Annotated in this window: 14 protein-coding genes; 5 read left to right on the top strand and 9 right to left on the bottom strand. The window is 34.3% G+C overall.

Translation table 11 applies throughout. The annotated features are described in order from the left end of the window. Positions 1-119: 119 nt before the first annotated feature. Both ACFPYN_RS01635 and ACFPYN_RS01630 read right to left on the bottom strand, forming a co-directional pair. A complete protein-coding gene (locus ACFPYN_RS01635) occupies positions 120-293 on the bottom strand; it encodes a Spo0E family sporulation regulatory protein-aspartic acid phosphatase (RefSeq protein ID WP_377732146.1) in 174 nt (57 codons plus the stop codon). Between the two features lie 92 nt (positions 294-385). After that, positions 386-574: a hypothetical protein gene (locus tag ACFPYN_RS01630; RefSeq protein ID WP_377732145.1), complete on the bottom strand. Its 189-nt coding sequence runs from the start codon at positions 572-574 to the stop codon at positions 386-388. Positions 575-695: 121 nt separating this feature from the next. Between ACFPYN_RS01630 and ACFPYN_RS01625 the strand changes: the two genes are divergently transcribed. The 4 genes from ACFPYN_RS01625 (at position 696) to ACFPYN_RS01610 (ending at position 3,310) form a co-directional block, all read left to right on the top strand. After that, on the top strand, positions 696-911 hold the full coding sequence (locus ACFPYN_RS01625; protein ID WP_377732144.1) for a YkvS family protein: 216 nt from the start codon (positions 696-698) through the stop codon (positions 909-911). Between the two features lie 40 nt (positions 912-951). Beyond that, entirely contained in the window at positions 952-1,566 is a 615-nt protein-coding gene (locus ACFPYN_RS01620; RefSeq protein WP_377732143.1) for a CPBP family intramembrane glutamic endopeptidase, read from the top strand. 49 nt (positions 1,567-1,615) lie between these two features. Beyond that, a complete protein-coding gene (locus ACFPYN_RS01615) occupies positions 1,616-2,335 on the top strand; it encodes a hypothetical protein (protein ID WP_377732142.1) in 720 nt (239 codons plus the stop codon). A gap of 534 nt (positions 2,336-2,869) precedes the next feature. Beyond that, positions 2,870-3,310 carry a hypothetical protein gene (locus tag ACFPYN_RS01610; RefSeq protein WP_377732141.1) on the top strand — a complete coding sequence of 147 codons (441 nt, stop codon included), beginning with the start codon at positions 2,870-2,872 and terminating at the stop codon, positions 3,308-3,310. 397 nt (positions 3,311-3,707) lie between these two features. On the opposite strand, the gene ACFPYN_RS01605 is transcribed toward ACFPYN_RS01610, so the two are convergent. From ACFPYN_RS01605 to ACFPYN_RS01595, 3 genes are all read right to left on the bottom strand, one after another. After that, entirely contained in the window at positions 3,708-4,154 is a 447-nt protein-coding gene (locus ACFPYN_RS01605; protein WP_377732139.1) for a MarR family winged helix-turn-helix transcriptional regulator, read from the bottom strand. 170 nt (positions 4,155-4,324) lie between these two features. Then, positions 4,325-4,801 carry a methylated-DNA--[protein]-cysteine S-methyltransferase gene (locus tag ACFPYN_RS01600; RefSeq protein WP_377732138.1) on the bottom strand — a complete coding sequence of 159 codons (477 nt, stop codon included), beginning with the start codon at positions 4,799-4,801 and terminating at the stop codon, positions 4,325-4,327. Next, positions 4,752-6,233, bottom strand: coding sequence for an ATP-binding protein (locus ACFPYN_RS01595; RefSeq protein WP_377732137.1), 1,482 nt, complete (start codon positions 6,231-6,233; stop codon positions 4,752-4,754). The genes ACFPYN_RS01600 and ACFPYN_RS01595 overlap by 50 nt, the downstream gene beginning before the upstream one ends. A gap of 186 nt (positions 6,234-6,419) precedes the next feature. Here ACFPYN_RS01595 and ACFPYN_RS01590 point away from each other — a divergent pair, with 186 nt between their 5' ends. Next, on the top strand, positions 6,420-8,168 hold the full coding sequence (locus tag ACFPYN_RS01590) for a B12-binding domain-containing radical SAM protein (RefSeq protein WP_377732136.1): 1,749 nt from the start codon (positions 6,420-6,422) through the stop codon (positions 8,166-8,168). A gap of 24 nt (positions 8,169-8,192) precedes the next feature. Here ACFPYN_RS01590 and ACFPYN_RS01585 read toward each other — a convergent pair whose 3' ends face one another. The 4 genes from ACFPYN_RS01585 to ACFPYN_RS01570 all read right to left on the bottom strand — a co-directional run bounded on the left by ACFPYN_RS01585 (position 8,193) and on the right by ACFPYN_RS01570 (position 12,035). Continuing rightward, the gene (locus tag ACFPYN_RS01585) at positions 8,193-9,542 is read right to left on the bottom strand and encodes a TrkH family potassium uptake protein (protein ID WP_377732135.1); all 1,350 of its coding nucleotides are present in this window, start codon (positions 9,540-9,542) and stop codon (positions 8,193-8,195) included. Positions 9,543-9,678: 136 nt separating this feature from the next. Beyond that, positions 9,679-10,875, bottom strand: coding sequence for an anti-sigma-I factor RsgI family protein (locus ACFPYN_RS01580; RefSeq protein WP_377732134.1), 1,197 nt, complete (start codon positions 10,873-10,875; stop codon positions 9,679-9,681). Beyond that, the gene (gene sigI / locus ACFPYN_RS01575; protein WP_377732133.1) at positions 10,875-11,633 is read right to left on the bottom strand and encodes an RNA polymerase sigma-I factor; all 759 of its coding nucleotides are present in this window, start codon (positions 11,631-11,633) and stop codon (positions 10,875-10,877) included. Before sigI ends, ACFPYN_RS01580 begins: the two co-directional genes overlap by 1 nt. Before the next feature lie 105 nt (positions 11,634-11,738). Then, positions 11,739-12,035: a hypothetical protein gene (locus ACFPYN_RS01570; RefSeq protein ID WP_377732132.1), complete on the bottom strand. Its 297-nt coding sequence runs from the start codon at positions 12,033-12,035 to the stop codon at positions 11,739-11,741. Between the last annotated feature and the right edge of the window lie 51 nt (positions 12,036-12,086).

Genomic DNA, 12,086 nt, shown 5'->3' with positions numbered 1-12,086 from the left:
CGCGAGCTTGTGCTTGGAGCTAGACATAGCCACTCTAAGTTAAAAGGTGTAGCTTGAAGAAACTTATACTTTCTTATATCTAAAAAAACTAAGCGAGCATGCGCTTAGTTTTTGATAAGTTACATATGATAAGTCGGATTTTTCGGATAGTTTTTCCTATGATAGGCATTTAATAGTTGATCTACCTTTTCACTAAGTTGGATGGTATTAACGTTTCCAAAACCTTTCTCAAGTGCAGATTGAATCATTTTTTCTCTTGTAATTTCTAGTTCCTCAAGAATTGATTCTGTCACGTTATACCTCCTTTAACAAACCTTATTATCCAATATTATACACGAAACTTTTAGAACAAGTATACTTTTGTTCCGTTAAAACGACATTTTTTTCAACTTCTTGCACTTTTTTCATACGTATAAATAACAATGCCACCCTGTTTTGCAATACCACGAAAATGCTTAAAGTCTTCTCTTAGAATTAGAACTTCACGGAATTCTAGAAATTTTTCTTTTTCAATGGTTATGGAAGTTACGATTCCTTCTTTTAAATCTTCTAGTTGTTGTTCATAAGTAGTCATCTTAAGTCCCCTTTATTGATAATAATGAATATGATTTAATGATGTTTTCAGAAAATACTTTACGTCTGAAAAAATTTAATGCAAACTATTGAGTATGACCGCATGAAGGAGCTGAATGTTTGTGGAAATCGCAACAGTTGGATCGATAATTGAGTTTAAAGATGGCTTGCAAGGAATTGTAGAAAAAGTGAATGAAAACTCGGTTATCGTAAACATCTCTATTATGGATAACTTTGAGGAACTCGAGGTTGATGAAAAAACAGTTGTTAATCACAAACGGTATAAAATAGTATACCTTAAAGAAGAAGAGTCTTCACCCATTACTAATGAAGACTAAAAATGATTCTGATTAATACGGTTTATAGGAGGTTTCACAGTTGAATATTTTAGCTCCTCACTTACGATGGACCGTCTGGCTAGGTGTAGTCTATGTATTACTTTTACTCACATTTTTAAACGAATCTATTTTTTGGTATATGTATACATTTACCATGCTATTATTTATGGCCTTATCATTCGTTCTAGTAAAGATGGAAGATGATGTGCAAACTTGGGAGTATTTAGTTTTCGGTGTAGGATATGGTACACTCACATATGGATTGATAGCAACTGCTTATCGATTTGCTTCAATATTTACTGATCAAGCAGCAGTTTCTGTAGAAGGATTTTTAAGTGTTTACGGACCAACCACAGTGTGGCACTATTTATTATTAATGTTGATTATTGCACCAGGTGAAGAACTGTTTTGGCGTGGTTTTATCCAACAAAAATTAAAAGCTTATATGAGCCCATTCTTTGCAGTACTGGTAGCTTCATTACTTTTCGGATTGTCCATGGCATTTAGTGGTTTTTGGTTAGGTGTTCTTGCAGCAATTACTTCAGGAATACTATGGGGTCTTTTGTATGAGTGGAAAAAGAGCATGCCACTCATCATAATTGCTCATATCACTATGACAATTCTCTTATTTCTAGTACTACCTCTAAACTCTTGAAACATAACAACACGACATCACGTCTACTACTCAAAGGAGGAATATTAATATGAAAAAAACCTGGATTTTATTTGCATCACTAACACTAGCAATTTCCATGCTTAGCGCATGTAACTCATCTAATGAATCAAATGGTAACGAGGATGAATCTACTACTCAAGTAGAAACTGATAAAACGAATGGTGAGGAAACGGCTGAAGAGGGTGTTGAAGACACTGAAGAGTCCGTTGAAGAAACTGAAGAGACTGAAGAAGTTGCTGAGGAACAACAACCCGCTTCCGAAGAAAGAGGTCCTGAAAAGACACTCACTTATTCAGTAAATGAAGAAGTAAAAGAAGATACTGCTAAATTAACGGATAGTGATGAGCAAAATTATTCACTATATAAATTAGATGGCTATACTTTAACAGGTGAAGAACCTAATAAAGATTCACTGTACTTGGATGAAAATCCAGCTGTTTTTATGCGAGTTGAAACGATTTCTAAAGATGATGCATCCTATCAAATCATCGCTGATAATATGGTCGAAACGATTGCAGCTGTTAGTGTTGGTAAAGAACCCGTTGAGATTGCTAAAGACAAATTGCCTCAAGGTGAAGGTGTTGTAAATCCAATTGGATTTGAAACAACTTTTGAATTAGGTACTGTATCAGGTTATGTTTTTGAGCAAGGTAACCTTATTGTTCGTCTTTCTATTTTTGATCAACAAAGCGTTAATTTAACAGATGCATTCTTAAAAATGGGCGAAACAGTTGCCGCAAAAAAATAAAAAAACAACTTACCATTAGTAGTACAAACCAATTCCCTTGGTTTGTACTACTATTTTTTTATAATAGAAGTGAAATAAGGTCTAACAGCCCCTGGGACCAAATATAAGTCCATATTAAAAACCTACCAATTTTACCCCATTATTTGAATCAGTTTAGGTAAAATCTTCGACATCGTGTAAAAAAATGGAATCGATAAGGCATTATGAAAACTTCTATGATTGGCTAAAAGGAGAGAACAGATAATGAACATGTTGTGTTTTATTTGATGAAATTGCTTCTTTAAATTTTTCTGAATGACTTTGATGAGGATTTAATTACTCTATGTACTTGTCTAACGCATCTCTAGAATGAAGTAACGGATTTCCTTCTTTTACCTATTAGTTTGTCCAGTCAAGAACTTGATTATCTCATATGATATAAAGGAAGTTGCCTATAAATTTCGACACGAAGAAGGCGCTTATATATTTTTTTATGCAAAAATCAGTCAATCAAAGGACAGACTTGAGAGCTATAAAAGAAAGGAGGTGAAGAATATGTCATTTTATCCTCAAAATCCGAATTCATGGCCATACCAATCATACTCTAGACCAAATTATTGGGAACAAAGACAGTTCCAAGGAGCATATCAGGATCCAAGACAATTCCAAAGTGCATATCAAGATCCAAGACAGTTCCAAGCTGTATATCAGGATCCAAGACAATTCCAAAGTGCATATCAAGATCCAAGACAATTCCAAGCTGTATATCAGGATCCAAGACAGGTCCAACCGTACCCTGAGCAAGCTTTTCAGGGACCTCGAGGTGTTACACAAAATCAATATTTCGGACCACCCCAAGCAGAATATTACTCACAGAGACCTAGTATGTGGGGGAACATAAATCAAATGATGAATACTGCAGGGAAAATATCAAATGGAGTAAATACGTTAAGGCAGATGGGTTCTGTTTTATCGTCGTTCAGGAGATTACCATAAGTTAAATTAGCGAAAAGAACATTGTAAAAATATTCTTTTTGCTTTTCAAATTAAAATATAAGGGCATTCCCCTATTTAATGGCATGCTCGAAAAGCGTATATCCGTAGAAATCTTTGAACACACGCTTCTTGATTTGTTCTTTTTTCTGCTTAATCTTAAGTTATGCAACCACGTCAATCTATCATGATTTTTTTATAAAAAGTGGTCTACAAGTGTTATTGATGTCTATACCAATAAGTGTTCTTTTACGTAAAAAAAGCAACGTATAATGATTGTGGCATTAGCTAACAACCTATTAAAAGTGAAGGCATCTATCAGATTCTTAAGTAAAACTATAAAAACAGGCGGAGAAAAATGAATCATTTTTCTCCGCCTGTTTTTATATAGAGACTTATGTTAATACGATAAATCTTTGATAGAAAGACCTAGTTTTTTCAACAAAACGATTGCTTGTTCCTTTTCGTCTGAATTCAGAGCACTCATCATTTCATGTAATTGCTTTTCATGCTCGGGGAATAGTTGAGCCATAAAAGCTTCCCCTTCAGGTGAAATTTCAGCAAACGTCACTCGACGGTCAGATGGACAAGAAACACGGTGTATAAACCCTCTTTTTTCAAGCTTATCAATAACATACGTTATTGATCCACTAGCAAGTAAAATTTTATTACCGATTTTTTGCAAAGGTTGACGTCCTTTATGAAACAATAACTCTAAAACGGCAAATTCAGTTGGATTTAATCCATTCTCTTGAAAGAAATGATTCGTACATTCATGTAATGATTTATATGCTCTAGAAAGCACAATAAATAACTTTAACGACTGCGTTAGTTCTTCGGATTTCATTTATATCACCTTTATTCTCAATATCTCTAGTTAAAGATAGTATATAGGGAACAGAAGAACTTTGTCAAAATGCTTCAGCGAACTTTTAAAAACCCATCAGTCTTACAAGTCATTGGAATGCTTTTCCCTATAGATCTAAAGCGAAATTCGGGTCCTTTTTAAATCGTCATTTACGACTTTACGTGTTTTTGCTCTAATTCAAGCAAGAATTTTTTTATGGGTGTAAGTGAACCTGCATATCCTTTTAATGATTTATCTTTTCCTATGACTCGATGACAAGGTATGACAATTGGTAAAGGGTTTTTCCTGTTTGCTTGTCCCACTGCACGACATGCATTTTGATTGCCTATTCGAATTGCTAGCTCTTGATAATTGATGGTTTCCCCATATGTTATTAGAGGCAACTGTTCCCAAACTGAAGTCTGGAAAGAAGTACCTTTTGCAGATAGTGGCAAATCAAATGTCATGCGGTCCCCATTAAAATATTCATTTAGCTGCTTCTTTGCCACTTGATATACTTTATTATCAAGCTCACCTTCTACTAAATCCATTTTCATTTCTGGTTCTGAAAAATTGATTGACTTTAAATTTCCTTCTTCAATTTGAAGGTATAACTTCCCTATAGGGCTTTGTATGGCTTTGATCATGAATTGTTTTCTCCTTCATGGCATCTAAATGATAGATTGGAAGGAATAGATGGAAAGTGGTTCCCTGACTAAGTTCACTTTCAACTTCTATACTACCTCCGTGACCTTCTATCGTTTGAACTGCATGTGCAAGACCTAAACCAGTGCCAAATTCTTTTGACGTATAAAACGGCAGAAAGATCTTATGCATTTGGTCTGAAGTCATCCCTCCTCCCTGATCTGAGACAGAAACACGTACTTGTTTGTCATCAATCAGAGTTTGAGTGATTGTTACTTTTCCTCCGTTAGGCATCACTTCTATTGCATTTTTAAAAATATTCATAAACACTTTTTTTAATTCATAAGCATCTCCTAAAACACTGTCTGATTCTTTGTCATATGAAACAAATTCTAGTTCAATATTTTGGATGATTCCTTGTGGATACATGAATTCAACAACTTGGGTGATTAATGATGATAAAGAAATAAATCGAAAAGATCGTTCTGATGGTTTGGATAGCACTAAAAATTCATTGAGGATGGATTCCATACGATTCAGCTCACTACTAATAATCTCAAGATATTGGTTACCTTCTTCAGTTACTTGGTGAGTGAGTAATTGAGTAAATCCTTTTAAAGAAGTCATCGGATTACGTATTTCATGGGCAATACTAGCAGTTAATTGTCCGAGAGTCGAAAGTGAGCCATTATGTTCGACTTGCTTTTTTAATTGTATCTTTTCAGTTTCATCCCGAATTACTGTAACGTACATATCAATGGTTTTATTATATATGGAATTGAATTGATAAAACTTCACGTCCCCAGTACTATCTCCTTTAGAAGAAATCATTTTTGCTGACCCTTTTGATAGGACTTCTTTAAAGAACTGACTAAAATCATATTGAGAGTCGGGTAACAATTGATAGATTAAATTAGAATTCTTCCCAATTAATTCATCTGCAGACATATCAAATAAAGTCTCGACCATTCGATTAGCTTTAATAATTGTCCCATCAATAGTCGTTAGGACTAGGCCATGCGGAGCAAATTTAAATAGGGATTCATACATTCGCAATCCATCTAAACTTTTACTACTTATAGTAACTTTCTCTTGAACTTGTTTAAAACGAATAATATATTGGAAAGTGGAATGATTGTAACAACCTTCAATATCGAAAAGCATGTTACATTCATGCGGATCTGTTAAGGTGATTTGACATGTTGCAAGATTTGAGATTGTCGTGTCTACTAAGAAATTATTCCAAATTTCTTTAGATAACTTGTCCATTTTTTTTGTCAGGCCATTAATTTCATGATCCAAAAAAAGTTCTCTTGCCATTGGATTCATTTTAATAATTTCTTTTCCGCTCTCAAAAATAATAACTGAATCTTCGTCATCCCAAAATAAAAAATCGAATATCTCCGTTATTTTATGTCCAAACAAGTCGCTCACCCAACCTTCCCCGCTCTTTTCAGACATTATATGCCATGAACAAACTTTTTATTATCAATGGGTAAAATATACAATTATTCAGATTATTTCACAATCCGCAAACAATTAATATAGATATTTAGACTCATATTGTTTGAAACGCTATTCCTTGTTAAAATAGATTGATGTATAAAAGGAGAATGCTTAATGAACATCGTATTAGCAACACTAAATGCAAAATATATTCATACAAACTTGGCACTCAGATGCCTAAAAGCAAGTGTTCAACCTGAATTTAATCCAACCATTACTGAATACACGATAAAGGATCCTTCTTTCAATATCGTTTCTGATATTTACTTAAAAAAACCAAATGTTGTCGGTTTCAGTTGTTACATCTGGAATATTGAAGAAACAATAAAAGTCGTAAGATTGCTAAAAAAAGTCAGTCCAGAAACAATTATTGTTCTTGGAGGACCTGAAGTTTCTTATGACTCCAATTACTGGTTAAGACGAATTGAAGAAATTGATTATATTGTAATGGGTGAAGGTGAAATATCATTTAAGCAATTACTACATTATTTGGATGGGAATCTTCCTCTTAAAGAAGTTCCAGGAATTTGTTATATGCAGGACGACAAATTTATCCTTCATCCACAAGGTCCCAAAATCGACTTGCGTGAAATGCCATCACCTTTTCGTTTTGAAGAAGATATTCCTCACTTGTCTAAGAGAATAACTTATATCGAAACGAGTAGAGGCTGTCCTTTCTCATGCCAATTTTGTTTATCTTCAATAGAAGTCGGTGTTCGTTATTTCAATCGTGAAAAGGTCAAAGAAGATATTCGCTACTTGATGGATCACGATGCCAAAATCATAAAATTTGTCGATCGGACGTTCAATATTAGTCGTAGCTACGCAATGGAAATGTTTCAATTCCTAATAGACGAACATCGACCTGGTGTGGTCTTCCAGTTTGAAATTACAGCAGATATCATGAGACCTGAAGTTATTCAATTTTTGAATGACAACGCTCCAGCTGGGTTATTCCGTTTTGAAATTGGGGTTCAATCAACCAATGAGTTGACGAATGAGCTCGTTAAAAGAAAGCAAAACTTTGAAAAATTAACACGAACTGTGACGATGGTAAAAGAAGGCGGAAAAATTGCTCAACATTTAGACTTAATTGCCGGATTGCCAGAAGAAGATTACGCTTCCTTTAAACAGACGTTTAATGATGTCTTCGCGATGGGTCCTGAAGAGTTACAATTGGGCTTCTTAAAACTCCTACGAGGAACAGGTCTCCGTGTACAAGCTGAAGAATATGGCTATGTATACGTTGATCAAGCCCCTTATGAGATATTTGCAAATAATGTACTAACCTTTGACGACATGCTACGTATAAAACAAGCGGAAGATGTTCTGGAAAAGTACTGGAATGACCATAGACTTGATCATACAGTTGGCTATTTAGTAAGCGAGACGTTTGAAACACCGTTCGATTTCTTCCAAGATTTCGGCACTTATTGGGAGTTGAAAGGCTGGTCACGAATCGGTCATCAACTGGAAGATTTATTTAAACGACTTGAAGAGTTTTTAATACAAGATGGTCGCGCAGACATGACGATCGTGCGAAGTTTGATGAAATTTGACTATCTTGCGCATCACCAATTCCAACCACGTAAACCTTGGTGGGAAAAAGAAATGGAAAAAGAAGCGCAATCCGTCATTTATCGAAAAATCATTGAAAACCCAACTATTGCTGGAACATCATTTGCTGACCTTCAGCTCCATGAACGCGAAGTATATAAGCAAACCTTACTTGTACCTTTCACACTTGATCTAGCTAAGCTGACACAGCAGCAAGTGGTGTCTAAGGACGGTTACTTACTAACTTACTTCAAACCTGGACAAGCACCTCAATTCTCATTCATCACAAAAGAGCAGGTATCCTGATTTTTTCAGGACCTGCTCTTTTTTTTAACCAATGATAACTCGTTCTTTCGGATAGTGGAACTTGGTCTTTGTCGTTCGACCTCCGATTGTGAAGAGGAATGAAATTAATCCAACACGTCCAACAAACATCAATATCATAATGAGTGATTTTCCAAAATTAGATAATTCATCCGTAATACCTAAAGACATTCCACACGTACCGAAGGCAGAAGTTATCTCGAAAACAATGGCTATCATCGATAAATTCGGTTCTGAAATGGATAAGGCGATTGTGGCAAATAACACCATAAATAAAGCTAAAATAATAACAGCATATGATCGGAATACATCTATCAATTGAATTTCTCGATTGAAGATTTGTATTTCATTTTTACCACGTGCAAAGTTAATTAAAAATAGAATAGCGATGGCAAAAGTTGTGGTCCGAATTCCTCCACCTACTGAACTTGGTGAGGCTCCTATAAACATCAGTGCGCTCATAAAAATATTTGTCCCATCAGCAAATTGGGTAATATCAACGGTTACAAGCCCACCCGAACGAGAAGATACGGAATGAAACATCGCTGAGAATAATGCTTCATGCCAGGACATTCCTTTAAACGAATTAAACATTTCTAAGGCTAAAATAACTACAGTACCGACTAAAAGCAATAATCCGAAAGTGGATGTAGTTATTTTTGTGAAAAGTGAAAACCTAAAGTTTTTGTTATTATTCGATAAAAAAGCTTTAAGTTCTATTAAGACAGGAAAACCGATTGCGCCTAAAATAATTAAGATCATATTAATTATTTGAACAAAGTAATCATTATGATATGGAATCATCGATTCACCCGTAATATCAAAGCCGCCGTTCGTTGTTGCAGATACAGCAGCAAACAGTCCTTGTAAAAAAGCTTCGGTAAATGTGTCGTAAAATTGGGTAAAGTATAACGTCAAAATTAGAGCACCAATTATCTCAATAAGTAAAAGTATCTTTATGATTTCAATAATTAAGTTAACGACTCCAGATAATGAATGCTGATTATGATCCATCATGATTAATTGACGTTCACGTAAGCCAATTTTCTTGCCTACAATTAACCAAATGAAAGTACCGAGTGACATGATCCCGATTCCCCCCAGCTGGAGAATAACCATTAGCATGACAATACCAAAAGTTGTATAGGTCTCTGCAATGTTTAAGACGGTTAAACCTGTAACACTCACCGCACTAACCGTGGTAAATAAACTATCAATAAATGATACGTTCACTCCTTGCTGATGTACACCAGGTAAATTTAATAACCCCACTGAAATCCCAATTGCTAAAAAATAATAAGAAACAATTGCTTGAGCAGGAGTTAAATTTCGAATACGACGAATAATTGGATTCATAAAAAAGCACAAGTCCTTTCAAAGACAGTAAGGTCATGTTCCTATTCTAAGAAACATTTGAAGAAAAAGAAAGAGGTAGTCTATTTTTTCCATAAAAAAGTGCTTCTCTAGTGAGAAGCACTTTTTGAATATATTCTTAATCTTTATGTTTTGCATTGCCTTTTTCGCGGTCTTTGTTCATGGTCTTGCTACTATTTTCAGGTATTACTTTTTCTTTTTTTATTTCCTTCTTCACTTTATTTTGCTTAGTGATTTTTTTCTCATGTCCATTGACCTTTTGATCTTTTTTTACAATCTTTTGATTGGTACCTTTGTTATCAGTTGCTATGTTTTTTAGATTTTTTTGTTGTGTCACTTTAGGGTTTTCTTTTGCTTGTACTATTTTATTGTTATGATGATTTACTTTTGGTTGTTCTTTTGATTTTACTTTTGGTTGTTCTTTTTTGTGAATATTTTGGTTCACTTTTTGCTTTTCTTGTATATCCGTATTCTTTGGTTGGTCATTCTTTATAGATTCATTACGAGGCTGTTTAACCTCATTTTTAAGTTCTTTTTTCTCTTGCAAGTCTTTTTCAATTACGTTTGATTTGTTTTGGTTCTTCTTCGTTTCATTCTTTTGTGTTTTAGCTTTCACTTTGTCTTTTACTTTTTGTTGTAAATTCTTATTCTTCACTTTGAGTTTTTCCTGGTACTTTTGTACAGAAATGCCTTCATTGTTAGCAGCTTTCCAGTCTGATACTGTTGCTTCAATCACTTTAATAGCTTGCTTTTTTTGCATAACTTGACTTGTCGAAGTAATAACTGCCGTTTCAATTACTTTTTCTAAAGATCCATGGTCCGCTTCATTTTGATAGATAGTGGTTATCTCAATTGTTTCTGTTTTCTCAATAAGCGATTCTGTTCGATCAACAATTTGAAGTAAAACCCAAGACAATGACTTACCTTTCCAGAATGAAATATCTCGTTTAATTGCTGTGCCATCGTCATTCAACCCTTTAAATACATACACATCTCCAGCATTGTTAATTCCAAGTTCAATACTAGGATTAATATCAAGTTGAACATATGCAGAAACATTTGATTGGGCAGGCAATAATACAGCAAATAACAGAACTAAAGCTGCAACAATGGCTAGAGTTGGCGTTGCCCATAGAGTTCTTACTGATGCTTTTCTTTGTTGTTGCTTCACGGTTTGATAGGGTCGAAAAGATACTTCTTCTCCAATTTGAATAGAGGATGAAAGTGGAATGCCTTTTTCAAAAAGTCCATCTGATGTTAAGAAAATGCTATATGCAGATGTTGTCTCAAAGACAATCCCTTTATTCGTATTCATTATGACATCCTCCCTTTCAAGTAATCTTTAATATAATGCAAATCACTTTTCAGCAAAATAACAATAGCTATAATATATTTGCGATGACGTTCAATTGTTTTACGTGATACATTTACTAATTCTTCAAGCTCTTTCATAGGTAACCTTTTCTTCGATTGCAACACTTCGTAAAACTCATCTGTTTCTACAATTAATTGAGCAATTTGTATGGCTGTTTGACGAGCATCTTTATGTGATGGAGATACGTTGATAAGTTCTTGAAAACTTAATCCATACGGTTTTAGCAATGATTCATAGATGGCTATTTGATGCCTTCTCTCCTCGGCCTGCTGCTTCGCTGTAAATTGTTCAAATGAATGTGAAGACTCTAAGATATCAAATTGATCTTTATGGTCTTCATGTTCAAACGTAATTTGACCTAAACTAATTTCTTTTCGTCTAGATTCTTTACGAATAAAGTCGATCAGTTTACGCCGAATCAGCAGATGTGCAAAGGTTAAAAAAGAGGCGTTTTTGTCTAATTCAAAATGCTCAATTGCATCATTAAAAGCGAACATCGCAATACTATATTCATCATCTTGTTCGCTAATATAGCGTTTGCATACAAATGATGCTGTTTTTTTCATAAATGGAGTATAGGAAGAAAGAAGTTCATGTTGAACTTCCTTGTCCCCATTTTTCGCTTGGATTACAAGGGCCTCAACATTATGTTTTGTTTGTTTTTTTAAGAATAGTCCTTGAATTGATGCTAGTATCACAAGCTCACCCCATTTTCGCACAATAGTTAAGTCCTATCGATTGTAACGGGTTCTAGTATAAATTAAAAGTCATTTTATATATCATTTCCTTAACATTTTGTCGCTTTATTTCTTATCTTTTTCTTCTTTTTTGTTACTATTGTTTTCTTTATGTTCTTCTTTTTTAGCTTGTTGTGCTGCATTTCTCTCTTGCTTTTCTAGTAACTTAGCGGCTTTTTCTGCATTTCTTTCCGCTTTTTTAAAGTCCTTAGTGACGTGTTTTGCTACTTTTTTAGTTTCATTAGCTTCTGTTTCTTTTATTTTTGGAGAAATCAATTGCAAGTCTTCTATTGAAGTTATTTCATTTTTTACGTTGTTTAGTGCATCTTGTAGATTTACCGTTTCAAAGTTTGTTGAGTCCACTTTTCAGTTTCATTTGCAAGCACTTGGATTGAAGTTGAAGCCAATAATCCT

The sequence above is a fragment of the Paenisporosarcina macmurdoensis genome, from assembly GCF_042658845.1.
Classification (GTDB): Bacteria; Bacillota; Bacilli; order Bacillales_A; family Planococcaceae; genus Paenisporosarcina; species Paenisporosarcina macmurdoensis.
The sequence above is the reverse complement of the archived record's forward strand: the minus strand, read 5'-3'. Positions and strand labels throughout refer to the sequence as shown.

Bases quoted from the DNA above. Each gene is read 5' to 3' on its own strand.
- ACFPYN_RS01630 (WP_377732145.1), bottom strand. From the start codon at position 574: ATGACTACTTATGAACAACAACTAGAAGATTTAAAAGAAGGAATCGTA.
- ACFPYN_RS01615 (WP_377732142.1), top strand. From the start codon at position 1,616: ATGAAAAAAACCTGGATTTTATTTGCATCACTAACACTAGCAATTTCC.
- ACFPYN_RS01610 (WP_377732141.1), top strand. From the start codon at position 2,870: ATGTCATTTTATCCTCAAAATCCGAATTCATGGCCATACCAATCATAC.
- ACFPYN_RS01605 (WP_377732139.1), bottom strand. From the start codon at position 4,154: ATGAAATCCGAAGAACTAACGCAGTCGTTAAAGTTATTTATTGTGCTT.
- ACFPYN_RS01600 (WP_377732138.1), bottom strand. From the start codon at position 4,801: ATGATCAAAGCCATACAAAGCCCTATAGGGAAGTTATACCTTCAAATT.
- ACFPYN_RS01590 (WP_377732136.1), top strand. From the start codon at position 6,420: ATGAACATCGTATTAGCAACACTAAATGCAAAATATATTCATACAAAC.
- ACFPYN_RS01585 (WP_377732135.1), bottom strand. From the start codon at position 9,542: ATGAATCCAATTATTCGTCGTATTCGAAATTTAACTCCTGCTCAAGCA.
- ACFPYN_RS01580 (WP_377732134.1), bottom strand. From the start codon at position 10,875: ATGAATACGAATAAAGGGATTGTCTTTGAGACAACATCTGCATATAGC.